This is a genomic window from Stenotrophomonas nematodicola, from assembly GCF_009467805.1.
In the GTDB taxonomy this organism is placed as follows: domain Bacteria; phylum Pseudomonadota; class Gammaproteobacteria; order Xanthomonadales; family Xanthomonadaceae; genus Stenotrophomonas; species Stenotrophomonas nematodicola.
The window spans coordinates 452,735-478,644 of record NZ_WIAY01000002.1 but is presented as its reverse complement, the minus strand read 5'-3'; the positions used below and the strand labels follow the sequence as shown (position 1 = coordinate 478,644).

Annotated in this window: 27 protein-coding genes; 12 read left to right on the top strand and 15 right to left on the bottom strand. The window is 68.9% G+C overall.

All coding sequences use genetic code 11. The annotated features are described in order from the left end of the window. Nucleotides 1-66: 66 nt before the first annotated feature. Nucleotides 67-945, top strand: a complete 879-nt coding sequence (locus tag GDJ08_RS09635) for an EamA family transporter (RefSeq protein ID WP_017354777.1) — start codon at nucleotides 67-69, stop codon at nucleotides 943-945. 10 nt (nucleotides 946-955) lie between these two features. On the opposite strand, the gene betA is transcribed toward GDJ08_RS09635, so the two are convergent. The 7 genes from betA to GDJ08_RS09600 form a co-directional block, all read right to left on the bottom strand. After that, entirely contained in the window at nucleotides 956-2,629 is a 1,674-nt protein-coding gene (gene betA / locus GDJ08_RS09630) for a choline dehydrogenase (protein ID WP_017354776.1), read from the bottom strand. 25 nt (nucleotides 2,630-2,654) lie between these two features. Beyond that, entirely contained in the window at nucleotides 2,655-4,127 is a 1,473-nt protein-coding gene (gene betB, locus GDJ08_RS09625) for a betaine-aldehyde dehydrogenase (RefSeq protein ID WP_153164770.1), read from the bottom strand. 36 nt (nucleotides 4,128-4,163) lie between these two features. Then, nucleotides 4,164-6,143 carry a choline BCCT transporter BetT gene (gene betT, locus GDJ08_RS09620; RefSeq protein ID WP_153164769.1) on the bottom strand — a complete coding sequence of 660 codons (1,980 nt, stop codon included), beginning with the start codon at nucleotides 6,141-6,143 and terminating at the stop codon, nucleotides 4,164-4,166. A gap of 107 nt (nucleotides 6,144-6,250) precedes the next feature. Then, a complete protein-coding gene (locus GDJ08_RS09615; protein WP_017354773.1) occupies nucleotides 6,251-7,018 on the bottom strand; it encodes an endonuclease/exonuclease/phosphatase family protein in 768 nt (255 codons plus the stop codon). Between the two features lie 23 nt (nucleotides 7,019-7,041). Further along, on the bottom strand, nucleotides 7,042-7,860 hold the full coding sequence (locus tag GDJ08_RS09610; protein ID WP_153164768.1) for a thiol:disulfide interchange protein DsbA/DsbL: 819 nt from the start codon (nucleotides 7,858-7,860) through the stop codon (nucleotides 7,042-7,044). Between the two features lie 121 nt (nucleotides 7,861-7,981). Continuing rightward, entirely contained in the window at nucleotides 7,982-8,626 is a 645-nt protein-coding gene (locus GDJ08_RS09605; RefSeq protein ID WP_136005070.1) for a thiol:disulfide interchange protein DsbA/DsbL, read from the bottom strand. Nucleotides 8,627-8,776: 150 nt separating this feature from the next. Beyond that, on the bottom strand, nucleotides 8,777-9,574 hold the full coding sequence (locus tag GDJ08_RS09600; RefSeq protein WP_017354771.1) for a c-type cytochrome: 798 nt from the start codon (nucleotides 9,572-9,574) through the stop codon (nucleotides 8,777-8,779). Nucleotides 9,575-9,729: 155 nt separating this feature from the next. Between GDJ08_RS09600 and yihA the strand changes: the two genes are divergently transcribed. Continuing rightward, nucleotides 9,730-10,353, top strand: a complete 624-nt coding sequence (yihA, locus tag GDJ08_RS09595; RefSeq protein WP_017354770.1) for a ribosome biogenesis GTP-binding protein YihA/YsxC — start codon at nucleotides 9,730-9,732, stop codon at nucleotides 10,351-10,353. A 46-nt stretch (nucleotides 10,354-10,399) separates the two neighbouring features. Here yihA and GDJ08_RS09590 read toward each other — a convergent pair whose 3' ends face one another. The 3 genes from GDJ08_RS09590 to GDJ08_RS09580 form a co-directional block, all read right to left on the bottom strand. Further along, nucleotides 10,400-11,386 (bottom strand): MBL fold metallo-hydrolase, encoded by a 987-nt coding sequence (locus GDJ08_RS09590; RefSeq protein WP_136005064.1) that lies wholly within the window; start codon nucleotides 11,384-11,386, stop codon nucleotides 10,400-10,402. A 100-nt stretch (nucleotides 11,387-11,486) separates the two neighbouring features. Next, the gene (locus GDJ08_RS09585; protein WP_153164767.1) at nucleotides 11,487-12,317 is read right to left on the bottom strand and encodes a helix-turn-helix transcriptional regulator; all 831 of its coding nucleotides are present in this window, start codon (nucleotides 12,315-12,317) and stop codon (nucleotides 11,487-11,489) included. Continuing rightward, nucleotides 12,317-13,015: a VIT1/CCC1 transporter family protein gene (locus GDJ08_RS09580; protein WP_153164766.1), complete on the bottom strand. Its 699-nt coding sequence runs from the start codon at nucleotides 13,013-13,015 to the stop codon at nucleotides 12,317-12,319. The genes GDJ08_RS09585 and GDJ08_RS09580 overlap by 1 nt, the downstream gene beginning before the upstream one ends. 190 nt (nucleotides 13,016-13,205) lie before the next feature. Between GDJ08_RS09580 and GDJ08_RS09575 the strand changes: the two genes are divergently transcribed. Then, a complete protein-coding gene (locus tag GDJ08_RS09575) occupies nucleotides 13,206-14,570 on the top strand; it encodes a glutamate--cysteine ligase (protein ID WP_136005054.1) in 1,365 nt (454 codons plus the stop codon). A 45-nt stretch (nucleotides 14,571-14,615) separates the two neighbouring features. Here GDJ08_RS09575 and GDJ08_RS09570 read toward each other — a convergent pair whose 3' ends face one another. Together GDJ08_RS09570 and GDJ08_RS09565 are read right to left on the bottom strand one after the other, a co-directional pair. Next, nucleotides 14,616-14,948 carry an EmrE family multidrug efflux SMR transporter gene (locus tag GDJ08_RS09570; protein ID WP_017356679.1) on the bottom strand — a complete coding sequence of 111 codons (333 nt, stop codon included), beginning with the start codon at nucleotides 14,946-14,948 and terminating at the stop codon, nucleotides 14,616-14,618. An 89-nt stretch (nucleotides 14,949-15,037) separates the two neighbouring features. Continuing rightward, complete coding sequence (locus GDJ08_RS09565; RefSeq protein WP_017356680.1) at nucleotides 15,038-16,099, bottom strand: NAD(P)-dependent alcohol dehydrogenase; 1,062 nt, start codon at nucleotides 16,097-16,099, stop codon at nucleotides 15,038-15,040. 106 nt (nucleotides 16,100-16,205) lie between these two features. Here GDJ08_RS09565 and GDJ08_RS09560 point away from each other — a divergent pair, with 106 nt between their 5' ends. From GDJ08_RS09560 to GDJ08_RS09540, 5 genes are all read left to right on the top strand, one after another. Next, complete coding sequence (locus GDJ08_RS09560) at nucleotides 16,206-17,096, top strand: LysR family transcriptional regulator (protein ID WP_153164765.1); 891 nt, start codon at nucleotides 16,206-16,208, stop codon at nucleotides 17,094-17,096. Between the two features lie 157 nt (nucleotides 17,097-17,253). Next, entirely contained in the window at nucleotides 17,254-17,835 is a 582-nt protein-coding gene (locus GDJ08_RS09555) for a hypothetical protein (RefSeq protein WP_153164764.1), read from the top strand. A gap of 78 nt (nucleotides 17,836-17,913) precedes the next feature. After that, complete coding sequence (locus GDJ08_RS09550; RefSeq protein ID WP_136005048.1) at nucleotides 17,914-18,330, top strand: DUF2231 domain-containing protein; 417 nt, start codon at nucleotides 17,914-17,916, stop codon at nucleotides 18,328-18,330. Next, complete coding sequence (locus GDJ08_RS09545) at nucleotides 18,327-19,676, top strand: PQQ-dependent sugar dehydrogenase (RefSeq protein WP_153164763.1); 1,350 nt, start codon at nucleotides 18,327-18,329, stop codon at nucleotides 19,674-19,676. The genes GDJ08_RS09550 and GDJ08_RS09545 overlap by 4 nt, the downstream gene beginning before the upstream one ends. Nucleotides 19,677-19,828: 152 nt before the next feature. Further along, a complete protein-coding gene (locus tag GDJ08_RS09540; RefSeq protein ID WP_153164762.1) occupies nucleotides 19,829-20,269 on the top strand; it encodes a hypothetical protein in 441 nt (146 codons plus the stop codon). Between the two features lie 16 nt (nucleotides 20,270-20,285). On the opposite strand, the gene GDJ08_RS09535 is transcribed toward GDJ08_RS09540, so the two are convergent. The 3 genes from GDJ08_RS09535 to GDJ08_RS09525 form a co-directional block, all read right to left on the bottom strand. Beyond that, nucleotides 20,286-20,693, bottom strand: coding sequence for a VOC family protein (locus tag GDJ08_RS09535; protein WP_153164761.1), 408 nt, complete (start codon nucleotides 20,691-20,693; stop codon nucleotides 20,286-20,288). Between the two features lie 68 nt (nucleotides 20,694-20,761). Further along, entirely contained in the window at nucleotides 20,762-22,108 is a 1,347-nt protein-coding gene (locus GDJ08_RS09530) for a heavy metal sensor histidine kinase (protein WP_153164760.1), read from the bottom strand. Beyond that, on the bottom strand, nucleotides 22,105-22,797 hold the full coding sequence (locus GDJ08_RS09525) for a heavy metal response regulator transcription factor (RefSeq protein WP_153164759.1): 693 nt from the start codon (nucleotides 22,795-22,797) through the stop codon (nucleotides 22,105-22,107). Before GDJ08_RS09525 ends, GDJ08_RS09530 begins: the two co-directional genes overlap by 4 nt. Nucleotides 22,798-22,991: 194 nt before the next feature. On the opposite strand from GDJ08_RS09525, the gene GDJ08_RS09520 reads away from it, so the two are divergent. From GDJ08_RS09520 to fghA, 4 genes are read left to right on the top strand one after another with little or no spacing between them, the layout of a single operon-like run. Further along, nucleotides 22,992-23,528, top strand: coding sequence for a DUF411 domain-containing protein (locus GDJ08_RS09520; protein ID WP_206147319.1), 537 nt, complete (start codon nucleotides 22,992-22,994; stop codon nucleotides 23,526-23,528). A gap of 50 nt (nucleotides 23,529-23,578) precedes the next feature. Next, nucleotides 23,579-23,854, top strand: coding sequence for a metal/formaldehyde-sensitive transcriptional repressor (locus GDJ08_RS09515; protein ID WP_017356129.1), 276 nt, complete (start codon nucleotides 23,579-23,581; stop codon nucleotides 23,852-23,854). 53 nt (nucleotides 23,855-23,907) lie between these two features. Further along, complete coding sequence (locus GDJ08_RS09510; protein WP_153164758.1) at nucleotides 23,908-25,017, top strand: S-(hydroxymethyl)glutathione dehydrogenase/class III alcohol dehydrogenase; 1,110 nt, start codon at nucleotides 23,908-23,910, stop codon at nucleotides 25,015-25,017. A 48-nt stretch (nucleotides 25,018-25,065) separates the two neighbouring features. Beyond that, nucleotides 25,066-25,896, top strand: coding sequence for an S-formylglutathione hydrolase (gene fghA, locus GDJ08_RS09505; RefSeq protein WP_017356131.1), 831 nt, complete (start codon nucleotides 25,066-25,068; stop codon nucleotides 25,894-25,896). Nucleotides 25,897-25,910 lie beyond the last annotated feature (14 nt).

Genomic DNA, 25,910 nt, shown 5'->3' with positions numbered 1-25,910 from the left:
CGAAACATGCAGGGAGGCGTCTGCCATCGAGTCCTTGCTTCGGGCCGCGCGCACTATGATGGCGCGATGTCGACCTCACGCCATGCTTCGCTGATTCCCGTCCTGGCCGTCCTCGGCTCGGTCACCGCCCTGTCGGTGGGCACCTCCTTTGCCAAACAGCTGTTTCCGCTGATCGGCGCGCAGGGCACCAGCGCGCTGCGCGTGGGCTTCTCGGCGCTGGTGCTGCTGGCGGTGTTCCGGCCGTGGCGGTGGACCACCACGCGCGCCGATGCCGGCGCGATCGTCCGCTACGGGATCACCCTGGGCGCGATGAACCTGATGTTCTACATGGCGCTGCGCACGATCCCGTTCGGGATCGCAGTGGCCATCGAGTTCTGCGGACCGCTGGCGGTGGCGATGTGGTCGTCGCGCCGGCCGGTGGATTTCGTCTGGGTGGGATGCGCGCTGATCGGGCTGCTGCTGCTTCTGCCGCTGGGGCATGGCGCGCCGCTGGACCCGGTCGGCGTGCTGTTCGCGCTCGGGGCGGCGGCATGCTGGGCGATGTACATCATCTTCGGCAAGCGCGCGGGCCATCTGCATGCCGGGCACACCGTGTCGCTGGGGCTGTGCGTGGCCGCGCTTGTGGTGGTGCCGGTGGGCGTGGCGCATGCCGGCATGGCGCTGCTGGACCCGGCGATCCTGCTGTTCGGGCTGGGCGTGGCGATCGTGTCGAGCGCCATCCCGATGTCGCTGGAGATGATGGCGCTCAAGCGGCTGCCGAAGGAGACCTTCGGCATCCTGATCAGCATGGAGCCGGCGGTAGCCGCGCTGCTGGCGATGGGACTGCTGGCCGAACACCTGACCCCGCTGCAGTGGACCGCGATCGGCTGCACAGTGGTGGCGTCGGTGGGCAGCACGGTGACCGCCCGGCGGCCCTCCCCGCAGGTGCCGGGCGCCCCGGCGTAGCAGCGGCGCGTCAGCGCTGTCGTGCGGGGGTGTCACCTGCGACGTGATAGGGGGCGGTGCTGCGCGGCAGCGGGGCGCGGCCACGGATGCGGTCGGCGATCTTCTCGGCAATCATGATGGTGGTGGCATTGAGGTTGCCGGTGATGATGCGCGGCATGATCGAGGCGTCCACCACGCGCAGGCCCTGCATGCCATGCACGCGGCCCTGGCCATCCACCACACTCATCGCGTCGGTGCCCATCGCGCAGGAGCACGACGGGTGGTATGCGGTCTCGGCGCGGGCGCGCACGAAGGCGTCCAGCTCGGCGTCGGTCCTGCAGTCGGCACTGGGGCTGATCTCGCGCCCGCGGTACGCGTCCAGGGCCGGTTGGGCGATGATCTCGCGCGTGATCCGGATCGCGTCGCGGAACTCCTGCCAGTCCTGGTCGGTGGACTGGTAGTTGAACAGGATCGACGGATGCGCGTGCGGGTCCAGCGAACGCGCGTGCACGCGGCCACGGCTGGGCGTGCGCATCGAGCCTACGTGCGCCTGGAAGCCATGCTCCTTGACGGCATTGGTACCGTTGTAATTGATCGCCACCGGCAGGAAGTGGTACTGGATGTTGGGCCACTCGAAGTCCTCGCGCGTGCGGATGAAGCCGCCCGCCTCGAACTGGTTGCTGGCACCGATGCCGGTCCCGGCAAACAGCCACTCCGCACCGATCGCCGGCTGGTTCCACCACTGAAGGGCGGGGTACAGCGACACCGGCTTTTTGCAGGCGTACTGCATGTACACCTCCAGGTGATCCTGCAGGTTCTCGCCGACCCCGGGCAGATCGTGCACCACCGGCACGCCGAGCGATGCCAGCAGCGCCGGCGCGCCCACGCCGGAACGCTGCAGGATCTGCGGCGAGGCGATCGCACCGGCGCACAGCAGCACTTCACGTCGTGCGTGGGCATCGATCGGCGTGGCGCTGCCGCCGGCCAGGTAGCGCACGCCCACCGCGCGCTTGCCGTCGAACAGGATGCGGTCGGTGGTGGCGTGCACCACGATCTCCAGGCCATCGCGGTCCTTGGCCATGTCCAGGTAGCCGCGTGCGGTGCTGGAACGGCGGCCGCGCGGAGTCACGGTCCGGTCCATCGGGCCGAAGCCCTCCTGCTGGTAGCCGTTGAGGTCGTCGGTGCGCGGATAGCCCGCCTGTACGCCGGCCTCGACCATCGCATGGAACAGTACGTTGTTGCCGTTCTTCGGCGTGGCCACGCTGACCGGGCCGTCGCCGCCGTGATAGTCGTTGGCGCCGATGTCGCGGGTTTCGGCCTTGCGGAAATACGGCAGCACGTCGTGGTAGCTCCAGTCCTCCAGGCCATCGAACGAGGCCCACTGGTCGAAGTCCAGCGCGTTGCCGCGGATGTAGCACATGCCGTTGATCAGCGAGGAGCCGCCCAGCCCCTTGCCGCGCCCGCATTCCATGCGCCGGTTGTCCATGTGCGGCTCCGGCTCGGTTTCATAGGCCCAGTTGTAGCGGCGGCCCTGCAGCGGATAGGCCAGTGCAGCCGGCATCTGGGTGCGGAAATCCAGCCGGTAGTCGGGACCGCCGGCCTCCAGCAGCAGCACGCTGATGCCGGCGTCCTCGGTCAGGCGCGCAGCCAGTGTGTTGCCGGCCGACCCGGCGCCGATGATGATGTAGTCGTACTCGCGCTTCATGGCAGCGTCTCCTTGTCGGGTCGGTTCAGAACACCGACGCGTAGCGGTCCAGCTCGATCTGGATGGATTTGGTGCGGGTGTAGGCGCGCAGCGTCGCCAGCCCGTTCTCGCGGCCGACGCCGGACTGCTTGTAGCCGCCCACCGGCATCTGTGCCGGCGATTCGCCCCAGCAGTTGATCCAGCAGATGCCGGCCTCGAGCTGGTGGATGAGGCGATGGGCGCGCGCGAGGTCGGGGGTCACCACGCCGGCCGCCAGCCCGTAATCGGTGTCGTTGGCGCGGCGCACGGCCTCCTCCTCATCGTCGTAGGCCAGCAGGCTCATGACCGGGCCGAAGATCTCTTCGCGCACGATGCGCATGTCATCGCGGCAGTCGCTGAAGATGGTCGGCGCCACATAGCAGCCCTTGGCCAGCGCGCCGTCGGTGAGGCGCTCGCCGCCGCAGACCAGCCGTGCGCCCTCGGCCCTGCCGCTGGCGATGTGCTCGAGCACGCGGTGCATGTGTGCGGCGCTGACGAGCGGGCCGAAGGTGGTGTCGCTGGCCAGCGGATCGCCGATGCGGATGCGCGCGACACGGTCCAGCAGCTTGCCTTCAAAAGCGGCAAGGCGGGTCCTGGGCACGAACACGCGGGTGCCGTTGGTGCACACCTGACCGGCGCTGTAGAAGTTCGCCATCATCGCCACGTCGGCAGCCAGGTCCAGATCGGCGTCGGCGCAGACGATCAGCGGCGACTTTCCGCCGAGCTCCATCGTCACTTCCTTGAGCGTGGAGCTGGAGGCGCTGGCCATCACCTTGCGGCCGGTGCTGGTGCCGCCGGTGAAGGAGATCTTCTCGATGCCGGGATGTTCGGTCAGCGCCGAACCCACGCCGGCACCATCGCCGGGCAGTACGTTGAACACACCGTCGGGCAGTCCGGCTTCAGTGAAGATCTCGGCCAGCTTCAGTGCGGTCAGCGGCGTGACTTCGCTGGGCTTGAAGATCATCGCGTTGCCGGCGGCCAGCGCCGGGGCGGCCTTCCACAGAGCGATCTGGATCGGGTAGTTCCACGCGCCGATCGCGCCGACCACGCCCAGTGGTTCCTGCCGGGTGTAGAAGAAGCTGCTGTCGCGCAGCGGCACCTGGCTGCCTTCCAGGCCGTGCATCACGCCGGCGTAGTACTCCAGTACATCTGCGCCGGTGACGATGTCCACGGCGGTGGTTTCGCTCAGTGGCTTGCCGGTGTTGCGGCTCTCCAGCGCGGCCAATGCATCGTTGCGCTCGCGCAGCAGGGCCACCGCGCGCAGCAGGATGCGCGAGCGCTCCACGGTGGTCAGTGCGGCCCATGCTTTCTGGCCGGTCCGTGCACTCGCCACGGCGGCGTCGAGATCGTCGCGGTTGGCGCTGTGCACGTTGGCGAGCACCTCGCCGTTGGCCGGGTCGATGACCTCGAAGGTCGTTCCGCCCTGTGACGGAACGTAGCGGCCGCCGATGTACAGCAGTTGATCGGGGAAGGTGGGCATGTCGATGACTCCTTTGCAGCGGGAGACCAGCCGAGGTCAGCGCGTGAGGTGCAGGAACTGCAGATGGCGCTCGTACTGGTCGATGATGTCGTTGATGATCTGCTGGCGGCTGTAGCCGACCAGCTCGTAGTCCTGTCCCCCCTCATAGAGGTGGACTTCGGCGCGGTAGTAGCGCTGGTTGCGGAAGCGCTGCGCGGCGAAGGACGGGGTGAGGTAGCCGCGCATCACCACCTGGTAGCGGAACACCTGCTGTTCGCCGTGGTCCACCACCAGTTCCATCTGGCCTGGCTCGAAGCTGGTCTGCACATTCAGGCCCTGCTCGCGCAACTGCGCGGCCACCGCTTCGATGGCCGGGCGCACGTCGGTGTCCATGAACCGGTAGACCTCGTCGCGCACCGGGAAATGCACGGCCTGGGTCAGGCGCTGGCGCCAGCCGCGCTGGTGCCGGGACTGCCCGATCAGCGGGGTGGGCGAGTACTGCGAGGCCTTCCTGCGCTGGGATTCCTCGCCCAGCGCGCGGGTCAGGCCCCACAGCATCAGCAGCAGCACCACCGAGAACGGCAGTGAGGCCAGCACCACTGCCGATTTGAGCGCGTCCATGCTGCCGGCCAGCAGCAGCCCGGCGGTGACCAGACCGGTCATCTCCCCCCAGAACACCCGCAGCCAGCGCGGGCCATCGTCTTCGGGGGCACCGCCGTGGGAGGACAGGGTGGACAACACCACCGTGCCCGAATCGGCGGAGGTGACGAAGAAGATGAAGCTGACGATCACCGTGACGGTGATGACGGTGCGGCTCCAGGGATAGTTGTCGAGCAGCGCGTAGAGCACGGTCGGTGGGGTGTCCACGGCCATCTGCGCCAGCTGTAACTGGTCGTGGTGCAGGATCTGGTCCAGCGCGCTGTTGCCGAAGATGGACAGCCACGCCAGGGTGAAGCCAAGCGGAATCAGCAGCACGCCGAACACGAACTCGCGGATGGTGCGGCCGCGCGAAATGCGGGCGATGAACAGGCCCACGAACGGCGCCCAGCCGATCCACCACGCCCAGTAGAACACCGTCCAGTTGCCCAGCCAGTCCGGCCGGCCGCCGTAGGCGTAGACATCGAAGCTCTTGCCGACCACGTTGCCCAGGTAGTCGCCCAGATTCTGCATCAGCGCATTGAGCAGGTACTGGGTGGGGCCGGCGAACAGCATGAACAGCAGCAGCCCGATCGCCAGCAGCATGTTGATGTCCGACATCCAGCGCACGCCCTTCTCCACGCCGGAGACTGCCACGGTGATCGCCGCGCCCATCATCAGCACGATCAGCCCGACCTGCACCCAGGCGGCATGCGGCACCGGCAGCAGCGTGTTGAGCCCGGCATTGAGGTGCAGTACGCCGAAGCCCATGTCCGCGCCGAGCCCGAACACGGTGGCCACGATGCCCAGCGCATCCACGGTGTAGCCGATCGGGCCATTGATGCGCTTGCCGATCAGCGGATACAGCGCCGAACGCAAGGCCAGCGGCAGGTTGTGGCGGTAGGCGAAGTAGGCCAGTGCCATCGCGGCGAGCGCGAATACGCCCCAGCCGTGCAGGCCCCAGTGCAGGAACAGCAGCTGCATGGCCTGGCGCGCGCTGGCCTCGCCGCTGCCCACACCGCCCTGCGGCGGGACCAGGTAGTGGGTGAGCGGCTCGGACACGCAGAAAAAGAACAAGGTGATGCTGATGCCGGCGGCGAACAGCATGCCGGCCCAGGACAGATAGCTGAACTCCGGCTCGTCGTGATCGGCACCGAGTTTGACGTTGCCGTAGCCGGACAGGGCCACGCCGACCACGAACACCAGGTACACCGTCATCGCCAGCAGGTAGTACCAGCCGACGTTGCGCGAGGCCCAGGTCTGCGCGTCCAGCAGCGCCACGCCTGCATCGATGGGAAATGCGGCAACCAGAATGGCGAATGCCGCCACGAGGGTGGCGGCAAGCAGGAAAACGGGACGAAGCGTGCGCACCTCGGGCGGATGCGGCTCCAGGGTACTCATGAGGCGGGGGACGCTCCGATGCCTGGACGGCGGAGGGGCGATTTATCGCACACCGGGTGTGGATGCTGCGTCAGCGCATCGGCCCGGCGCGTGGCCGGGCATGAGCGTCAGCGCAGGGCGCTGGTCGGAACCTGCAGGTCCATGCCCACTGCCAGGTGGTCGGAAAACGCGGCCGCCACTGCTTCGGTACGCTGGATGGTCAGGCCATCGCTGACCAGGATGTGGTCGATCGCACGCTCGGGGCGCCAGCTCGGGAAAGTCGGCACCACGCAGCCCGGCGGCTGCAGTCGCGTGTGGCGGTAGAGCGCCTGCATTTCCGGTCGATCGGCCACGCAGTTGAAATCGCCCATCAGCACCGCGTTGGGATGGTCGGACAGCAGTTCGGCGATGAAGGCCAACTGCGCCATGCGCGAGTTGGTGCCCAGCGACAGGTGCGCCACCGCCACCGCGAGGCCGTGAGGGCCATCACCGAATTTGGCCAGCAGCACGCCGCGCCCGCCGATGCGGCCGGGCAGGGCGTGGTCCTGGACTTCCACCGGCTCGAGCCGGCTGAGCAGGCCGTTGGCGCTGGAGGCGACCCCGCCCATGCGGCGGTTCGGCTGGTGGCTCCAGTAGTTGAAGCCGGCGCGCTCGGCCAGATAGTGGGTCTGGTTGGTGAAGCCCGAACGCAGGCTGCCCGGATCGGCCTCCTGCAGGCCCACGATGTCATGGCCGCTGGCGAGCCGGGCGATGGCATCCAGGCTGCTCCGCTTGCGCCCCGCCGGCAGCGCATGCGACCAGCTGCGGGTCACATAGTCGCTGTAGCGGCGGGTGCTGGAGCCGGCCTGGATGTTGGCCGTGAGCAGGCGCAGGGTCCGCGTGTCGGGGGAAGTCACGACGGGTTCGCTGGCAGCCGTGCTCAGTTGCCCTTGGCGGCGCGTTCGCGCGCGACCAGGTGGTCGGCGATGCGCAGCATGTCCGGGAAGCTCTTGCCCTTGACCAGGTACTTGCCGTTGACGATCACCGACGGGGTGCCGGTCACGCCGCTGCGCTGCGCGAACTGCTTGGCGGCATTGGTCTTGGCGTTGACCGCGAAGCTGCTCATGGTGGCGGCGAACTGCTTCGGATCGGCGCCGAAGGTGGAATAGAACTTGGCGATGTCCTCGACCGAATCGCGGCCGCGCTCGCCCTTCAGGGTCTGCTGGGCGTGGATGGCGGCATACAGCGCTTCGTGGGTCTTGTCCTGCAGGCCCATGCTCTGCGCGGCGTAGAACGCACGGCCGTAGTCATCCCAGGTGTTGCCGAACATGGCCGGCACGTAGACGAAGCTCACGTCGCTCGGCAGGCCGGCCTTCCACGGCCCGATCAGCGGCTGGAACGCGGCACAGGCCGGGCACACGTAGCCGAACACTTCGGCCACTTCGATCTTGCCGGTAGCCGGCTGGAACGGCTGGCCGTTCTCGATCACCACGTAGTCGGTCCCGGCAACCGGTTCCGGGCCGGTCGGGCGTGCCGAGGCGGACGGCGACGGCGCCGCTGCGTTCTCGGTGGCCGCGGCCGCCGCCGCAGTCTCGCCGGCGGCAGCCGGGGTGGCCGGCGCGGCCGGTTCGCTGGCCGGGGCCGTCGCCGGGGTGGCCGGCTCGGTCGGGGCGGCGGTGTTGGCGGTGCCATCCTGGGCCTTGCACGCGGCCAGGATCGGCAGCAGGGCCATCAACGTCATAGCGAAACGGGTTTTCATCGAAGCATCTCCAGCGGATGAACAGGGTGGGCCGACGCGCAGCGACGGCCAGGGGAACATGATGACATGCGGTGGCCAGGCCCCCGCGTGCACGGTGCGTGACGGTTCAGCGAGCGTCGACTCAGCGCGCTTTTTCGCTACGGGCGCGGGCGATCAGGGCATCGGCATTGCGCAGCATCGATTCGAACGAATCGCCCTTGACGCGGTACTTGCCGTTGACGATCAGGGTCGGGGTGCCCGTCACCTTGGCGCGCAGGGCGAAGGCGCGCGCGCCTTTGACCTTGGCATCCACCGCCTCGCTCTTGAGCGCGGCGATGTAACGGTCCGGGGTCACGCCGTAGCCCTTGTAGAAGCCAGCCAGTTCATCGGCCGAGATGTTCTGCATCGGCAGCGAACGCTGTTCGTGCAGCGCATCGAACATGGCGCGGTGGCTGCGCTTGGCGACGCCGAGCTGGTCGGCGGCGTAATACGCGCGCGCGAACGAATCCCACACGCCACCGAACGCGGCGGGCACCGGGGTGAAGCGCACATCCTTGGGCAGCTTGGCGGCCCAGGCTTCCAGTTGCGGTTCGAAGTGGGCGCAGTGCGGGCAGGTGTAGCCGAACATCTCCACTACTTCGACCTTGCCGGCCAGCGGCGCGAACGGACCGGCGTCCTCGATCAGTTCATAGTCCCGGCCTTCTTCCAGCGGCGCGGCCGGGGCGGCGAGGGCACTCAACGGGCTCAGGGCAAGCAGCAGCAGCATCAGGCGGGGCATCACACTCATCTACATCCATCTCCATCGGGAAAAAACGACGCCGGCCCTATCGCCGGCGTGCTGGTGAACATACCGTGCCGCGTGCGCGCGGCGCATCCGCCATCGGTCCCGGCGGTCGCCCGGGAGCCTCGAGCGGCCGCGACCTGCCGGCGACAGGGCTCAGGGTGCCTGTGCGGCACCGGTGCGCGTGGGGGCCGCCGCGACATCGTCGGCGCGGTTGTGCAGGCCCTGCAGATAACTGCCCAGCGCCTGGATCTCCTGTTCGGTGAGCTGCCGGGCGATGGTGGCCATGATCTGGAAATGCGCCTTGTCGGTTTCGTGGGTGACCCCGGCCTGGTACTCCTGCAACCGGCGTGCGACATACGCCGCGTGCTGGCCACCGATGTGCGGGTAGGCCGGGCCCGGGTTGCCGGCGCCGGTGGGGCCGTGGCAGGCCATGCACGCCGGAATGCCGCGGTCGGCATCGCCACCGCGGTAGAGCTGCTGGCCGATCTCGTAGAACTTTCTGCCGGCGTAGGGACCTTCGCTGACGAGACCGTCGTCGGCAAGCCCGGCACTGGCTTTCTGCGTTGCGAAATACGCACCGATGTCGCGCATGTCCTGCGGGGTGAGGTCCTGCACGAACGGCACCATCGCCGCCGAGGCACCGGAGGTGCGCTGGCCGTTGGCGATCAGGGCCATCTGCTGGGCGACGTAGCGCTCGCTCTGGCCGGCGATGCTGGGGTACATCTCCACCGTGGAATTGCCGTCGGCGGAGTGGCAGGCCGCGCAGGCGGCGGCCTTGGTCTGCCCGGCCTTGGCATCGCCCCAGGTGGTCTTGCTGAAATCGACCTCCAGCGACGCGGTCTTGATCGGCCCGTTGTCGGGCAACGGGGTCAACGAGGTCTGGGCGACCGCAACGGCGGCCAGCAGCGATACAGCAACAGCGGAAACGGCAAGAACGCGAGCGTGGCGCATGCGGAAGCTCCGTGTGGACCGGCCTGGCGGCTGCAGGGTGCAGTCGCGGGGATCGCCCGATTATCCATGCCGTTTCACGCCACGGTCAACGCAGCAGTGCAGCAAAACCGGGCCGCGGCAGCGCGTTGGTGCCCCGGACATGCGATCCTATGCCCATGTCATTGCTCCTCGAACGTGCCCATTACCTGCTTTCGGCCCACAACACCCGGCAATTGCCGGAGGATGTCGGGGCCGAAGTCGCCTTTGCCGGGCGCTCCAACGCCGGCAAATCCAGCGCCCTCAACGCCTTGACCCGCCAGAACAGCCTGGCCCGGGTCTCCAAGACCCCCGGCCGCACCCAGCAGCTGGTGTTCTTCGAGGTCACCCCGGACGCCAAGCTGGTCGATCTGCCCGGGTACGGCTACGCCAAGGTGCCGCTGGATCTCCAGGCGCACTGGCAGGCCTTCATCGACCAGTATTTCCGCACCCGCGAGGCCCTGCGTGGCCTGGTGGTGGTGATGGACATCCGCCACCCGCTGAAGGACTACGACCGGCAGATGCTGGCCTACGCGGTCCAGCGCGGCCTGCCGGCGCACGCGCTGCTGACCAAGGCCGACAAGCTCGGCCGGGGCCAGCAGGGCATCGCCCTGCAGAAGGTGCGCAAGGAACTGCAGTCCTCGTTCGGCGACACTGTCAGCGTGCAGACCTTCTCCGGCCCCGCCCGCCAGGGCGTGGACGAGGCCCGCGGCATCATCGGCGGCTGGCTCGGCCTGAACAAGCCGGCCCCGGAAACCGCCTGACCGGCGCGTGCCGGCCCGACCGCGGGTCGGCGCCACCGACGCGGGGTTACTCCGCGCCGGGCGCGGGCAGGGGGGTGAACTCGCCCGGGACCCAGGCGAATGCGTCGCCTTCGCGGCGTACGTGGCCCAGGCCCGGGAACGGCAGGTGCGCACCGGCGACCCACCAGCCCTGGTCGGCCGCCTCGGCCATCATGCGGCGGCGGCTGGCGATGGCGGCGTCGCGGTCGCTGTCCGCTTCGTACGCGGCCGCTGGCTGTGCGAACTGCACCGCATGGAAATGCACGATGTCGCCCCAGACCAGCAACGCCTGGCCGGGCGCGGCGTCGATCTTCCAGGACACATGTCCGGGGGTATGGCCGTGGCTGTCCAGCGCGCTGACCCCGGCCGGCAGCGCCTGCCCGGCCCGGAAACGACGCAGTTTTCCCGCTGCCTCATACGGTGCTGCCGCCTTGCGTGCCAGTGCGAAGGCGAAGCGGACGCCCTGCGGTGCGCTGGCTTCGCTGGCCGGGTCCAGCCAGTAGCCGGCATCGGCGGCCGACAGCCAGACCGTGGCGTTGGGATAGGCAGTGCCGCCCTGCGCATCCAGCAGGCCGCATAGATGGTCCGGGTGGGCGTGGGTGAGCAGGACGTCGTCCACCTCGGCCGGGTCGTAGCCGGCGGCGCGCAGGTTGCCCAGCACCTGGCCCAGCCCGGGGCCGAAGCACTGCGCGGTGCCGGTGTCGACCAGAGTGAGGTGGTTGCCGCGCTGGACCAGGTAGGCGTTGACCGCCGTCTGCAGGCCCTTGCCATCCTCGGGCACATACCGATGGTCGAGCAGGCGGGTGACCGCGCCGGGGGCGATGCCCACCAGTTCTTCGCGGCCCAGTGCGACAGTGCCGTCGAACAGCGCGGTGACCTGCAGCGTCCCGATCTGCTGGTGATAGACGCCCGGCACCTGGGTGCGCGGCAGGTGGGATGTGGTGGCGAAGGCGGGACCGGCAACGGCGGCCAGCACCAGTGCGGCGACGAGCGGGCGAACGCGGAGGAAGGGCATGCAGGTGTCCAGACAGAGCGGCAGCGCCGCGGGACGTCCATGCTGCGCGCCGGCCGCTCCGCGTTCCGCTCAGAATGCGGCGCGATCCGCTCGCGATCGCTCAGCTGTTGCCGATCGCGGCCGGCTCCAGGCCGTAACGCGCGGCGAAGCGCCTGCTGAAGCTGCCCAGCGAGCGGTAGCCGACGCGTGCCGCCACGGTCTTCAATGGCAGGCGCGTGGTGTAGAGCAGGTTCATCGCGTGGGCCAGGCGTGCGTCGGTGATCAGCTCGCGCACGCTGGCGCGTTCGCTGGCCAGACGCCGGCGCAGCGTGGCGCCGCTCAGTCCAAGCTGCTGCTCGAAATCGCGTGATTGCCAGTCGCGTTCGGGCTGTGCGGCAATCAGGTCGCGGATGCGCTCGCCCAGGCTCGGCTCGGGTGGCACCAGCAGGCTGCCATGTCCGCGGCGGCAGAAGGCCACCACCAGCGATGCCAGGGCCAGCCGCGCCTCGGTGTACCGCCCCTGTTCCAGCGCGTGGCGCCACTGCCGCAGGTGGTCGGCATGCGCGTCGAGCGGCAGGCGCGCCAGCGCGTCGCCGGCCTCCGGCAGCGGCTCGTTCCACAGCACCCGCGCGGCCGACAGTGCTTCACCGCACAGCGGCACGATCGCGCTGAGGTACAGGCCGGACGCCGGATCGGGGATGTTCACCACGTCGATGCGGCAGCGCCGGGTGATCAGGAACAGATCGCCCGGTGCCAGCACCAGCGACTGCTGCGCGGTGGATACCTGTTTGCGCCCCTGCAGCAGAATCGCGAACTGCGGCTGCGGAATGTCCACCGACGAGGCCCCATGTTCGCGGCGCGCGGTGATGCAGGCATAGCCGCCGGCGCGTTGGCAGTCGGCCAGGCTTGCCATCTCGGCCAGCAGGGAAGCGGGGGGCGTGCGGGTGTCCATTACAGTGCAGTATCGAACAACTGGCCGATCGCTGCGGCCGCCGCCATTGCCAGCGCGCCCCAGAACATCACGCGCAGCGCGCCGCGCAGGGGGCGTGCGCCACCAACGCGTGCGGCGATGGCACCGGTCAGGCCCAGGCCGACCAAGGTGACGGCGGTGGTGATCTGGGCCACCAGCGCGTGCGGGGCGAGCAGCGCGGTCACCACCGGCAGCGCGGCGCCAACGGCGAACGCGCCGGCCGATGCCAGTGCCGCCTGTATCGGCCGGGCGCGCAGTTCCTCGGTGATGCCCAGCTCGTCGCGCGCGTGCGCACCCAGTGCGTCGTGCGCGGTGAGCTGCACCGCGACCTCGTGGGCCAGCTCGGCAGTGAGTCCACGATGCCGGTAGATCGCGGCCAGCTCCTGCAGTTCGCTGTGCGGGTCGTCACGCAGTTCGCGCTTCTCCACCAGCAGGTCGGCCTGTTCGGTATCGGCTTGGGACTGCACCGACACATACTCGCCAGCCGCCATCGACATCGCTCCGGCCACGGTGCCGGCGATGCCGGTGGCCAGCACGGTGGTGGCCGATGCGCCGCTGGCGGCGATACCGACCACCAGCCCGGCCACCGAGACGATGCCGTCGTTGGCGCCCAGCACGGCTGCGCGCAGCCAACCGGCGCGGTCGGAGCGGTGAACTTCCTGATGGCGGGCTCTGTTCATGCCCACAGTCTAGGGCGGGCAGGACGGGGATGGCGGAATGACTCGCAGCAGCGTCAAGTCCTTCCCGGTGGGATGCTGAAAACCGTCACGGTGACACGACGGTGGGGAACGCCACGATATAGTGCGCCCTTGCGATGCCGGGGCGTGGTCCCCACATCCCCGCCCTGACCAGAATACTGCGAGCCTCCCCTTGTCGAGCCCCAGCCACGTCGCCGAGACGCCGATTACCGACCGAAATGAACTGGTCGCCACGCTGGCCTCCGGCGAGAAGCCCAAGGCGCAGTGGCGCATCGGCACCGAACACGAGAAGTTCGGCTTCCGCCTGGACGACCTGCGCCCGCCGACCTTTGACGGCGACCGCGGCATCGAGGCCCTGCTCAACGGCTTGACCCGCTTCGGCTGGGCACCGGTGCAGGAAGGCGGCCGCACCATTGCACTGCTGCGCGACAACGCCTCGGTGACGCTGGAACCGGCCGGCCAGCTGGAGTTGTCCGGCGCGGCGCTGGAGACCATCCACCAGACGTGCGTGGAAACCGGCACCCACCTCAACGAAGTGGCCCAGGTGGCCGGCGAGCTGCAGCTGGGTTTCCTGGGCATGGGCTTCCAGCCGAAATGGCGGCGTGACGAGATGCCGTGGATGCCCAAGGGGCGCTACCGGATCATGCGCGACTACATGCCCAAGGTCGGCTCGCTCGGCCTGGACATGATGACCCGCACCTGCACGGTGCAGGTCAATCTGGACTACGCCACCGAAGCGGACATGGTGAAGAAGTTCCGCGTGTCGCTGGCACTGCAGCCGATCGCCACCGCCCTGTTCGCCGACTCGCCGTTTACCGAAGGCCAGCCGAACGGCTACCAGAGCTACCGCTCGCACATCTGGACCGATACCGATGCCGACCGCACCGGCATGCTCGACTTCGTATTCGAAGACGGTTTCGGCTACGAGCGGTATGTGGACTACCTGCTCGACGTGCCGATGTACTTCTCCTACCGCGATGGCACGTACCACGACGCCAGCGGCCAGAGCTTCCGCGATTTCATGGTCGGCAAGCTGCCGGTGCTGCCGGGCCAGCTGCCGACGCTGCGCGACTGGTCCGATCACATGACCACCGCTTTCCCGGAAGTGCGCCTGAAGAAGTACCTGGAAATGCGGGGTGCCGATGGCGGCCCGTGGAACCGCCTGTGCGCGCTGCCGGCGTTCTGGGTCGGGCTGCTCTACGACGATGCCGCACTGGATGCAGCCTGGGATCTGGTGCGCGATTTCAGCCTGGCCGAGCGCCACGCGCTGCGCGACGGCGTGCCGCGCCATGCGTTGAAGCTGCCGTTCCGCGGCGGTACCGTGCGCGACCTGGCGCGCGAAGCGGTGAAGATCGCCGTGGCCGGGCTGCAGCGCCGTGCCGCACGCAACGCCGATGGCCAGGACGAAAGCCACTTCCTGGACGTACTGCAGGAAATCGTCGATACCGGCCTGACGCCGGCCGACCGCAAGCTGGCGCTGTTCCACGGCGCGTGGAAGGGCAGCATCGACCCGGTCTTCAAACAGTTCGCTTACTGACCACCGTCAGGGCAGGGGTACCGACCGTGGGTCGGTACGCCTGTCTCAATGGGCGGACGCTTTCGAGAACAGATTGATCACCGCCACGCCGGCCACGATCAGACCCATGCCGATCAGCGCCGGTGCATCCAGTTTCTGCTTGAACACCGCCCAGCCGATCAGCGAGATCAGCACGATGCCCGCACCGGACCAGATCGCGTAGGCGATCCCGGTGGGAATGGATTTGAGCGTGAGTGCGAGCAGATAGAACGCGGCGGCATAGCCGACCACGGTGCCCAGCGAGGGCCACACCCGGGTGAAGCCATCGGAGGCCTTGAGCAGGCTGGTGGCGATCACTTCGAACACAATCGCCAGGCCCAGCAGAACATACACATTCATGGCGCGCGCACCGCTTGGACGATGCGCGCATTGTACGGGCGCGCCCGTGCCGCGCCGGACGCTGCAGGAGCGTCCGGCGCAGACCGTGTTCAGGCGGCCTGTGCGCCAAGCGTGGCCATGTCGATCACGAAGCGGTAGCGCACATCGTTGCGCGCCATGCGCTCCCACGCCTCGTTGACGGTCTTGATGTCGATCACTTCCACGTCGCTGACGATGCCGTGCTCGGCGCAGAAGTCCATCATTTCCTGCGTCTCGGCCATGCCGCCGATCGCCGAGCCGGTGATGTGCTTGCGACCGAACATCATGGACGCGCCCATCAGCGGCGGATCCAGTTCGGTCAGCACGCCGACCAGGCACATGGTCGCATCGCGCTTGAGCAGGGACATGTACGGGTTGGTGTCGTGGCTCACCGGAATGGTGTTGAGCAGGAAGTCGAAGCTGCCGGCATGCGCCTTCATCTGCGCCGGATCGCGCGACACCAGCACCTCATCGGCACCGAGGCGCTTGGCGTCGGCGCCCTTTTCCGGCGTGGTGGTGATCATCACCACGGTGGCGCCCATCGCCTTGGCGAACTTCACGCCCATGTGGCCCAGCCCACCCAGGCCGATCACGCCGACCTTCTGGCCGGGGCCGACCTTCCAATGGCGCAGCGGCGAATACGTGGTGATACCGGCGCACAGCAGCGGCGCGGCGGCCTTCAGGTCCAGCCTGTCGGACACCTTCACCACGAAGCGCTGCTCGACCACGATGTGGTCGGAGTAGCCGCCGAACGTCGGCTGGCCGCTGTCGCGCTCGGTGCTGTTGTAGGTGAACGTGGCACCCTTCTGGCAGTACTGCTCCAGGTCCTGGTCGCAGGCATCGCAGTGGCGGCACGAATCGACCATGCAGCCCACGCCGGCGTGGTCGCCGACCTTGAAGCGGGTGACGTTGGCACCGACCTCGGTGACCCGGCCGATGATCTCGTGGCCCGGCACCATCGGGAAAATCGAGCCACCCCAATCGTCACGCGCCTGGTGCAGGTCGGAGTGGCAGATGCCGCTGTACAGGATCTGGATGCGGACATCGTCCGGGCCGACCGCGCGGCGCTCGAACGAGAACGGGACCAGCGGGGCAGTCTGGTCGTGAACGGCATAACCGTGGGCGAGGGACATGGGGAATCCTTGGCAGGTTTGTAGAAAGGCGCTTTACAATACGCCCCGACGCAGTGCACAGGCAGTCAGGATATCGGCATGATTCATCAAGTCAGACTGGATAATCATGGTCACTGACAACCTCACCCACCTGGCCGCGTTCGCCGCCGTGGCGCGGCACCGCAGCTTCCGCCGTGCGGGGGCCGAACTGGCCCTGTCCACCTCGGCGGTCAGCTATGCGATCCGCGCGCTGGAAGAGCGCCTGGGGGTCGGTCTGTTCCATCGCACGACCCGCAGCGTGGCCCTCACCGAGGCCGGCCAACGCCTGCTCGAGCGCCTGCAGCCCGCGCTCGGTCAGGTTCATGACGCGCTGGAGGAGATGAACCACTTCCGCGCCGCACCGGCGGGCCTGCTGCGCATCAACGCCACCCGCGCTGCCGTGCATACCCAGCTGGGCCCGCGTCTGGCCCGCTTCCTGCTTGGCCATCCGGACGTGCGCATCGAGCTGGCGCAGGACGACGGGCTGGTCGATATCGTCGCCAGCGGCTTCGACGCCGGCGTGCGGCTGCACGAGTTCGTTCCCGAAGACATGGTGGCGGTGCCGCTCGGGCCGCCGCTGCGTGGCCTGATCGTCGGCGCACCCGCGTATCTGCAGGACCGCCCGACGCCGCAGCATCCGCGTGATCTGGCCAACCACGAATGCGTGCGCTTCCGCTTCGCCAGTGGCCATCTGTACAAGTGGCAGTTCGATCGCGATGGCCAGGCGCTGGAGATCGACGTGCCGGGCCGGCTCACGCTCGGTGACCAGCACACGGTGCTGCAGGCGGTGCTGGACGGACTGGGCTTGGCCTACGTGCTAGAAGACGCCGCCCGGCCGTATCTGGACGACGGCCGGCTGGTGGCCGTACTGGAAGACTGGAGCGAGCCGTTTCCCGGCTTCGTGCTGTATTACCCGCGCCAGCGGCAGATGTCCTCGGCGTTGCGCGCGTTCGTGGACATGCTGCGCGGGCCGGTGTGAGGCGCGCGCCGCGCGGCGGCGTGACCTTCTTCATGGCGACTTACGTCACTGGGCCGTGCCCGGCGCGCGGTACTACGCTGCGATCGAACCCCGTGCAGCGTCGCCGTGACGCAGTGCGCCGCATGGATCGGCAACACGCCATGACAAGGAGGATACGATGCAGAACCAGAACCCCGACCAGGACCTTCGCCAGCGTGTGGCGACGTTGGAACGCAACGCCCGCCGCGGACGCATGATGGCCGCGACCATGTTCGCGCTGGGCGCATCACTGGCGCTGATCGGTACCACGGTGGCGCAGCCGGAGGCGCCGATCGTGCCGGAAATCCGCACGCACAAGCTCACCGTGGTGGACAGCGAGGGACGCACCCGCGTGCAGATCGCCGAAGACCCCGCCGACCACAAGCGCAATGCGCGCGCGGCGGGCCTGACCATCTACGACATCACCGGTCACGAGCGCGGCGGCATCGGTACGATGGCCGATGGCAGTGCCGCCGTTGCCCTGGATGCGCCGCATGGCGTAGGCCACAGGATGCGCGATCGTGCGGGCATCAAAGTGGGGCCGGACGGGTCGGCGATGATCGTCACCATCTCCAACGCCGGGCAGTTCTCTGCCGGCCTGTTCTCCAAGGGCGAGGAAGGCCGCCTGGAGCTGTCGCGCAGCGATGCGGCCGCCGACCAGGTCACGACGCGGGTGATCACGCAAGGCGGCGATACCTCCAGGTATGGCAAGCTGCAGTAGCGCACCGACGCTCACAAGCTCCACACAGGCGGGTGGCAGCATGGCGACATTCCTGCCCCCGTCGTTGAGGAGAGTGTCATGGCATCGTCTGCCATCCGGACCCCTGTCTGGTCCATCCATCCGCTCCACGCCGCCGTGCTCGGCGGCGTGCTGCCGCTGTTTCTCGGTGCGCTGCTGGCCGACTACGCCTACTGGAGCACCTACGAGATCCAGTGGAGCAACTTCGCGTCCTGGCTGCTGATCGGCGCGATGGTGATGGCCACCCTCGCACTGTTGTGTGCGGTTGTCGGCCTGGCCCGTGGCCGCCGCCGGCTGGGTTACCTGCTGGTACTGGTCGCCACGTGGATCGTGGGGTTCATCAACGCCCTGCATCACGCACGCGACGCGTGGGCCATCATGCCGACCGCACTGCTGCTGTCGGCCGTGGCGACCGTGCTGGCACTGGTGGCAGCCTGGATCGGGTTTGCCAGCCTGCGCGTGGGAGGTGTGCGATGAACCGTCCTGTCGCCCGCGTCATCGCGGTATCGGTCCTGGCCGCCACGCTGGCCGCCTGCGGCCAGGCACCGCAGATGCACCAGTACGGCAACGCGCCCGAGCTGCCGGCACCGCACCGGGGGCTGATGCCGGACATGACCATCGCCAAGCCGGCGACCTGGGGCGACCGGGTGCCAGCCGTGCCGGACGGGTATCGCATCACCGCGATCGCCACCGACCTGGCGATCCCGCGGCAGACCCTGGTCCTGCCCAACGGCGACATTCTGGTGGCCGAGGGACGCGGTGGCAGCGCACCCAATCTCAAGCCCAAGGACGTGATCGCCGGCCGCATCAAGGCCAAGGGCAACACGGCGGTCAAGGGCGGCAACCGCCTGACCCTGCTGCGCGATGCCGATGGCGACGGCATCTATGAACTGAAGACCGTGTTTGCCGACACGCTCAATGCGCCCTACGGGTTGGCGCTGATCGGCAATGCGCTGTACGTGGCCAACCAGGATGCGCTGGTGCGCTTCGACTACCAGCCGGGCCAGACCCGCGCGAGCGGCGCGCCGGTCACGCTGACCACACTGCCGTCGGCGATCAACCATCACTGGACCAAGTCGCTGGCCGCCAGTGCCGACGGCCGTTACCTGTACGTGGGCATCGGCTCCAACAGCAACATCACCGAGCGCGGCATGGCAGTGGAGGTGGACCGTGCCCGCGTCTGGCAGGTGGACGTCGCCACCGGCGCGCATCGCGACTACGCTACCGGCCTGCGCAATCCAACCGCGTTGGCCATCCAGCCTGGTACCGGTGCGCTGTGGGCGGTGGTCAACGAGCGCGACGAGATCGGCCCGAACCTGGTGCCGGACTACCTTACCTCGGTGCGCGATGGCGGCTTCTACGGGTGGCCCTACAGTTACTGGGGCAAACACCCGGATCGGCGGGTGATGCCGCAGGACCCGGCCAAGGTTGCCTCGGCGCTGGTGCCCGATTACGCGCTGGGCTCGCATGTGGCCGCGCTCGGCGTGGCGTTCTCGTCGCCGGCAATGGGCGCGCGCTTCGCCGACGGCGTGTTCGTGGGCGAGCACGGCAGCTGGAACCGCAACCCACCGGTCGGCTACAAGGTGGTGTTCGTGCCGTTCCGCGAGGGTCGTCCGGCAGGCGATCCGATCGACGTTGCGACCGGCTTCCACGGCGACGATGGGCTGACTCGCGGGCGTCCCGTCGGCGTCACACTGGACCCGCGCGGCGCGCTGATCGTGGCCGATGACCTGGCCAACACGATCTGGCGGATCACCCCGGACGCGACCGCTGCAGCACCGGCTGCACCGCCCGTGCCCGCTGCTCCCGCCGCGACCCCATAAGCGGTGCGGTCCGGGCCTGCCGCGCGCCGATGCGCGTGCGGCAGGCCGTGTTGACGTCTCCCGCGGGCACTCGACATGATCCGCCAGGGCGCCCGGGGCCGGGCCAACAGCAGGGCAGGGACGTGATGCGACAGACGCGTGCAGCGCCACGGATGGGCCGCCTCCGGCAACGGCCTGGCAGCGTGCTGGCCGGCGTGCTGATCACCATCGGTCTGCTGGCGGCTGCGGGCTGCTCCGATGGCCCGGGCATCAGCGTGGACGTCAAGGCGCTGGGCGACTCGCCCCTGGCGCGGCACCTGTCGCGGCAGTGGATGAATCCAGAAGCCGCGCTGGCCGGGGATCTCCGGGAATGGCTTCACACCCGGCCGGACAGTACCGCCTGTCTGGCGTCCGACGCCTGTCTGCGTGGGTTGGGCTTCCACCAGTGCAACGGCGGCGAGCATCAACTGGACTGCCGTTACCAGGCCACGCTGCACGGCCTGCTGGTCAAGCGCGGTGGCGAGCGCACGCCGCTGCAGGTGCAGCTGCGGATCAGCCTGCAGAGCCGCAACGGCGCGATCACCGCGCTCCACGTTCACCGCATCGGGCTGTAATCACCGCAGCGCGGCGTCAGCCGGTGCTGATCGCGTCGTAACCGTCGCCCAGGAACTGCAGCAGGCAGAAGCCGTGCCCGAAGGGATCGGCCAGCAGCGCGATCCGGCCCCATGCATGCGTGGCCGGTGCCTGCTCGACGCGCGCGCCCGCCTGTACGGCGCGTGTGAGCGCGGCGTCCACGTCATCCACGACCCAGTCCAGGTGCAGCGGCGTCCAGTGCCGGCGATAGTCCCGGCGGTCGCGCACCTGCGGCGTGGACGCGCTGCCGGCGGGCTTGGCCAGCAGGTAGACCGGCGCGGGGCCGCCCAGCAGCTCCACGCCATCGGCGCCGAAGCGGCGGCCCGGGTGCAGGCCGAATGCGCGGGTGTAGAAGGCGATGCCGTGTTCGAGGTTGTCCACGTCGATGTTGACCAGAAAGCGCATGCGGTGTCCTTGGCGGCGAGTGCGGGCGATGCGCCCGGCCTGGACGGAGGTGGTCCGGATCGATTGTGTCACGCGCCAAAGCGCAGCGTGAAACAGGTCGCCGCCGGCCCGGAGGCCACGCACAGGGTGCCGCCGTGGGCCAGCATGATCGCGCGTGTGATCGCCAGCCCAAGCCCGGCGCCATCGGCGTCGCCGCGGGTGCGCGAACGCTCGGCACGGAAGAAGCGTTCGAACAGATGGGGCAGGGCATCGGCCGGAATGGGCGGGCCGGGATTGCGCACGGTCACCTCGGTGGCCCCCGCCGTGTCTGCCACCGTCACCGCGATGGTGGCGCCGCGCGGGGTATGGCGCAGTGCATTGGACAGCAGGTTGCCGAGCGCGCGGCGCAGCATCAGCCGGTCGCCGCGCACCTTGCCCTGGCCGTGCAGCGCCAGCGTGATGCCGCGTTCCTCGGCGAGCGCGTCGTAGAAATCGAACAGTTCGGTCACCTCCCGCTCCAGCACCACCGTGCCGGCCTCGGGCAGCCCGCCGCCGTGCTCGGTGCGCGCCAGGAACAGCATGTCGCCGATCATCCGGCTCAGGCGCTGCAGTTCTTCCGCGTTGGACAGCAGCACATCCTGGTACTCGGCCGCGCTGCGTGGCCGCGCCAGCGCCACTTCGGTCTGGGTGAGCAGGTTGGTGATCGGCGTGCGCAGTTCGTGCGCGATGTCCGAGGACAGCTCGCTCAGGCGCTGGAAGTCGGCCTGCAGACGCGCCAGCATCGCATCGAGATGGGCAGCCAGTTCGGCGATCTCCGGCGGCGCCGGCTGCAGCGGCATGCGCTGGTCCAGGCGCTCGGCGGTGACCTCGCGGGCACGCGCGGCCATCGCGCGCAGGGGCGCCAGGCCACGCCGTGCCGCAAGCCAGCCGAGCAGGCCGATCAGCAGCGCCGAGGCCGCCACGTACAGCGCCAGGCGGCCGGTGAAGTCCTGCAGGAAGCGGGTATGCGGTGCGGTGTCCAGCAGCACGGTGATCTGCAGCGGGCCGTGTGCGGGATCGGCGGTGGTGCGCACATGGCGCAGCCGGTGGTCGCGTCCCTGCGCGTCGCGGTGCCAGGCCCGCGCGACGCTGGTGGGAGCCGGCAGTGCGGCGCCGGCCGAGCGGTACAGCAGGCTGCCATCGCCGCGCAGCACCTCGGCGCTGAAGCCGGCCTGGTGGTCCAGCGCCTCGGCCAGGCGCACCCCGGCCTGGTCGGGCGGGGCATCGGCGACGATGGACGCGATCAGCCGCACCTTGTTGTCCAGGTAACGGTCGTCCTGCTGCACGAAATGCTGCTGCACGGTGGAGAGGATCAGCGCGCCCAGGCCGGCCAGCACCACGGTGGAGACCGCGGCGAACAGCACGGTCAGGCGCGCGGTAAGCGATAGCGGCCTCATGCCGGTGGGTCGGCGTCGCCGGCATCGAGCACATACCCCATGCCGCGCACGGTGACGATCAGCTTGCGTTCGAAACCGTCATCCATCTTGGCGCGCAACCGGCGGATGGCCACGTCGATGACGTTGGTGTCGCTGTCGAAATTCATGTCCCATACCTGCGAGGCGATCAGCGAGCGGGGCAGTACCTCGTTGCGCCGGCGCACCAGCAGTTCCAGCAGGGTGAATTCCTTGTGGGTGAGCACCAGCCGCTGGCCGGCGCGGGTGGCGCGACGGCGCGGCAGGTCGAGCACCAGATCGGCAACCTGCAGGCGGTCCTGCTGCGGGTGCAGGTGGCCACGGCGCAGCAGCGTGCGCAGCCGCGCCAGCAGTTCAACGAAGGCGAACGGTTTGACCAGGTAGTCGTCCGCGCCCAGCTCCAGGCCCTTGACCCGGTCGCCGACGCTGTCGCGCGCGGTCAGGAACAGCACCGGCGTGGTGCGCCCGGCAGCACGCAGCGCCTGCACGATGTGCCAGCCGCTCACGTCCGGCAGCATCACATCGAGCACGATCAGATCGTACGCTCCGGTCATCGCCAGATGATGTCCATCCAGCCCGTTGCGCGCGTGGTCCACCACGAAGCCCGCTTCGCTCAGCCCCTGGCGCAGGTACTCGCCGGTCTTGGGTTCGTCCTCGACCACCAGCAGTTTCATTCGTTGGCCCGCCTGCATCCTTCCTGGGCACGACCGCGTCGTGTACACCTGCGCCGGCTACTGTATGACAGCGACCGCACGGCAGGATGACCCGCGCATTACGAGGATGTAATGCGCGCGTCATCGCCGCGACGGGCGCCGCTTCCTAGATTGCGGAACCGCCGTGGCCCACGGATACCGCAAGGACTCTTCGCATGCAGCACCTCCGCCTTCTTCGTCTTGTTGCCTTCGCTGGCGCCAGCCTGGCCCTGGCCGCATGCGCGCAGCCGCCCGCGCCGACCACCGCAGCACCCGCCGCTGCCGATGCGCAGTCCGCTGCGGCGCCGGTATCCCCGGCGGGGCACATGGTGGTGCACAAGAGTCCCAGTTGCGGGTGCTGCGGCATCTGGGTCGACCATGTGCGGCGCGCCGGCTTCAGCGTGGAGGTGCGCGATACCGACGACCTGATGACGGTCAAGCAGCGCCTGGGCGTGCCGCTGGACAAGGCCGCCTGCCACACCGCGGAAGTGGGGCCCTATATCGTCGAGGGGCATATCCCCGCCACCGATATCCAGCGCCTGCTGCGCGAACGCCCGCTCGCGCGTGGCCTGCTGCTGCCGGGCATGCCGGCCGGATCGCCCGGGATGGAGGTGCCCGGCATGCCGGTGCCCGGCTATACGGTGGAACTGCTGGGCAGGGATGGCCGGACAACCCCGTTCAGCCGGCACGGAAGGGCCCCGGACGAAACCTGAGGAGATCGCTCGTGTATACTCACCCCCACTATAGTTCCGAGGTCGCGTCCATGCCGCATTCGCCACAGGAGAAGAAGCGCGTCCTGGCCCGCGTGCGCCGCATCCGCGGCCAGTGCGATGCGCTGGAGCGCGCGCTGGAGGGCGGCGCGGACTGCAGCCCGGTGCTGCAGCAGATCGCGTCCATCCGCGGCGCCGTCAACGGGCTGATGTCCGAAGTGATGGAGGCGCACCTGCGTGAAGAGTTTGGTCAGCCGGCGCAGTCCGACGCGCAGCGCGAGGCACGCGTGCGCGAAATGAGCGTGCTGATCCGGTCCTACCTGAAGTAAGCGCGGGCGACCGCGCGCTGTCCCGATCCGTTTCCCGTCCTGGAGAGTTCCCGATGAAATCCCGTGCTGCCGTTGCCTTCGCCGTTGGCGAACCGCTCAAGATCGTCGAGATCGATGTCGCTCCGCCGCAGAAGGGCGAAGTGCTGGTGCGGATCACCCACACCGGCGTCTGCCACACTGACGCCTTCACGCTGTCCGGTGATGATCCGGAAGGCCTGTTCCCGGCCGTGCTCGGCCACGAAGGCGCCGGCATCGTGGTGGAAGTGGGCGAGGGCGTCACCAGCGTCAAGCCGGGCGACCACGTGATTCCGCTGTACACCGCCGAGTGCGGCCAGTGCCTGTTCTGCACGTCGGGCAAGACCAATCTGTGCGTCGCCGTGCGCGCCACCCAGGGCAAGGGCGTGATGCCCGACGGCACCACCCGCTTCTCGTACAACGGCGAGCCGATCTATCACTACATGGGCTGCTCGACCTTCAGCGAGTACACCGTGGTGGCCGAAGTCTCGCTGGCCAGGATCAACCCGGACGCCAACCCGGAACATGTGTGCCTGCTCGGGTGCGGCGTCACCACCGGCATCGGCGCGGTGCACAACACCGCCAAGGTCCAGGAAGGCGACAGCGTGGCCGTGTTCGGCCTCGGCGGCATCGGCCTGGCGGTGATCCAGGGGGCGCGCCAGGCCAAGGCCGGTCGCATCTTCGCGATCGACACCAACCCGTCCAAGTTCGCATTGGCGCGGCAGTTTGGTGCCACCGACTGCGTCAACCCGAAGGATCACGACAAGCCGATCCAGCAGGTCATCGTCGAGATGACCACGTGGGGCGTGGACCACACCTTCGAGTGCATCGGCAACGTCAACGTGATGCGCGCCGCGCTGGAATGCGCGCACCGCGGCTGGGGCCAGTCGGTGATCATCGGCGTGGCCGGGTCGGGCCAGGAGATCTCCACCCGTCCGTTCCAGCTGGTCACCGGCCGTTCCTGGAAGGGCACCGCCTTCGGCGGCGTCAAGGGCCGCAGCCAGCTGCCGGGCATGGTCGAAGATGCCATGAAGGGCGACATCGAACTGGCGCCGTTCGTTACCCACACGATGGGCCTGGAGCAGATCAACGAGGCATTCGACCTGATGCACGAAGGCAAGTCGATCCGCTCGGTGGTCCACTACTGATCATGCCGGGCGGCGTGGCAACCGCGCGCCGCCCGCGGGGGAAACATCATGGAACGCATTGAACACCGCGCCGCTTCCGGCGGTTGGCAGGACGTGTACCGGCACCGCTCGCAGGTGCTGGGCTGCGAGATGACATTCGCGGTCTATCTGCCGCCGCAGGCCGCCTCGCGTCGGCTGCCGGTGCTGTACTGGCTGAGCGGGTTGACCTGCACCGAGCAGAACTTCATCACCAAGGCCGGTGCGCAGCGCTATGCCGCCGAACACGGGGTGATCCTGGTGGCGCCGGACACGAGCCCGCGCGGCGATGACGTCCCCGATGCGGACGGCTACGACCTGGGCAAGGGCGCCGGTTTCTACCTCAATGCCACCGAGCAGCCGTGGGCCACGCACTACCGGATGTACGACTACATCGTGGACGAGCTGCCGGCGCTGGTCGAGGCGCACCTGCCAGCGACGGCGGCGCGCGGGATCAGCGGGCATTCGATGGGTGGCCACGGCGCGCTGGTGATCGCGCTGCGCAATCCGGGCCGCTACCGCAGCGTGTCGGCCTTCTCGCCGATCGTCGCGCCCACACGGGTGCCGTGGGGGCAGAAGGCCTTCGCCGCGTACCTGGGCGAAGACCGTGCGGGCTGGGCGGCCTGGGATGCCAGCGAACTGGTGGCCACGGCCAGCGAACGCCTGCCGCTGCTGGTCGACCAGGGCGGCGGCGACGAGTTCCTCGACACCCAGTTGCAGCCGCAGTGGCTGCAGGCGGCCTGCACGGCGGCAGGCCATCCGCTGCAGTTGCGCCTGCAGCCCGGCTACGACCACAGCTACTACTTCATCGCCAGTTTCATCGGCGAGCACATCGCGCATCACGCCCAGGCACTGCACGCCTGAGGATCGGCGGCAGG

Excerpts from the sequence above, each read along its gene's own strand:
- GDJ08_RS09520 (WP_206147319.1), top strand. The coding sequence starts at position 22,992 with ATGCAGCACCTCCGCCTTCTTCGTCTTGTTGCCTTCGCTGGCGCCAGC.
- GDJ08_RS09565 (WP_017356680.1), bottom strand. The coding sequence starts at position 16,099 with ATGTCCCTCGCCCACGGTTATGCCGTTCACGACCAGACTGCCCCGCTG.
- GDJ08_RS09550 (WP_136005048.1), top strand. The coding sequence starts at position 17,914 with ATGGCATCGTCTGCCATCCGGACCCCTGTCTGGTCCATCCATCCGCTC.
- GDJ08_RS09635 (WP_017354777.1), top strand. The coding sequence starts at position 67 with ATGTCGACCTCACGCCATGCTTCGCTGATTCCCGTCCTGGCCGTCCTC.
- yihA (WP_017354770.1), top strand. The coding sequence starts at position 9,730 with ATGTCATTGCTCCTCGAACGTGCCCATTACCTGCTTTCGGCCCACAAC.
- GDJ08_RS09535 (WP_153164761.1), bottom strand. The coding sequence starts at position 20,693 with ATGCGCTTTCTGGTCAACATCGACGTGGACAACCTCGAACACGGCATC.
- GDJ08_RS09540 (WP_153164762.1), top strand. The coding sequence starts at position 19,829 with ATGGGCCGCCTCCGGCAACGGCCTGGCAGCGTGCTGGCCGGCGTGCTG.
- GDJ08_RS09600 (WP_017354771.1), bottom strand. The coding sequence starts at position 9,574 with ATGCGCCACGCTCGCGTTCTTGCCGTTTCCGCTGTTGCTGTATCGCTG.
- GDJ08_RS09610 (WP_153164768.1), bottom strand. The coding sequence starts at position 7,860 with ATGAAAACCCGTTTCGCTATGACGTTGATGGCCCTGCTGCCGATCCTG.
- GDJ08_RS09605 (WP_136005070.1), bottom strand. The coding sequence starts at position 8,626 with ATGAGTGTGATGCCCCGCCTGATGCTGCTGCTGCTTGCCCTGAGCCCG.
- GDJ08_RS09570 (WP_017356679.1), bottom strand. The coding sequence starts at position 14,948 with ATGAATGTGTATGTTCTGCTGGGCCTGGCGATTGTGTTCGAAGTGATC.
- GDJ08_RS09560 (WP_153164765.1), top strand. The coding sequence starts at position 16,206 with ATGGTCACTGACAACCTCACCCACCTGGCCGCGTTCGCCGCCGTGGCG.
- GDJ08_RS09525 (WP_153164759.1), bottom strand. The coding sequence starts at position 22,797 with ATGAAACTGCTGGTGGTCGAGGACGAACCCAAGACCGGCGAGTACCTG.
- GDJ08_RS09585 (WP_153164767.1), bottom strand. The coding sequence starts at position 12,317 with ATGGACACCCGCACGCCCCCCGCTTCCCTGCTGGCCGAGATGGCAAGC.
- GDJ08_RS09510 (WP_153164758.1), top strand. The coding sequence starts at position 23,908 with ATGAAATCCCGTGCTGCCGTTGCCTTCGCCGTTGGCGAACCGCTCAAG.
- GDJ08_RS09515 (WP_017356129.1), top strand. The coding sequence starts at position 23,579 with ATGCCGCATTCGCCACAGGAGAAGAAGCGCGTCCTGGCCCGCGTGCGC.
- GDJ08_RS09545 (WP_153164763.1), top strand. The coding sequence starts at position 18,327 with ATGAACCGTCCTGTCGCCCGCGTCATCGCGGTATCGGTCCTGGCCGCC.
- betA (WP_017354776.1), bottom strand. The coding sequence starts at position 2,629 with ATGAAGCGCGAGTACGACTACATCATCATCGGCGCCGGGTCGGCCGGC.
- fghA (WP_017356131.1), top strand. The coding sequence starts at position 25,066 with ATGGAACGCATTGAACACCGCGCCGCTTCCGGCGGTTGGCAGGACGTG.
- GDJ08_RS09590 (WP_136005064.1), bottom strand. The coding sequence starts at position 11,386 with ATGCCCTTCCTCCGCGTTCGCCCGCTCGTCGCCGCACTGGTGCTGGCC.
- betB (WP_153164770.1), bottom strand. The coding sequence starts at position 4,127 with ATGCCCACCTTCCCCGATCAACTGCTGTACATCGGCGGCCGCTACGTT.
- GDJ08_RS09580 (WP_153164766.1), bottom strand. The coding sequence starts at position 13,015 with ATGAACAGAGCCCGCCATCAGGAAGTTCACCGCTCCGACCGCGCCGGT.
- GDJ08_RS09555 (WP_153164764.1), top strand. The coding sequence starts at position 17,254 with ATGCAGAACCAGAACCCCGACCAGGACCTTCGCCAGCGTGTGGCGACG.
- GDJ08_RS09530 (WP_153164760.1), bottom strand. The coding sequence starts at position 22,108 with ATGAGGCCGCTATCGCTTACCGCGCGCCTGACCGTGCTGTTCGCCGCG.
- betT (WP_153164769.1), bottom strand. The coding sequence starts at position 6,143 with ATGAGTACCCTGGAGCCGCATCCGCCCGAGGTGCGCACGCTTCGTCCC.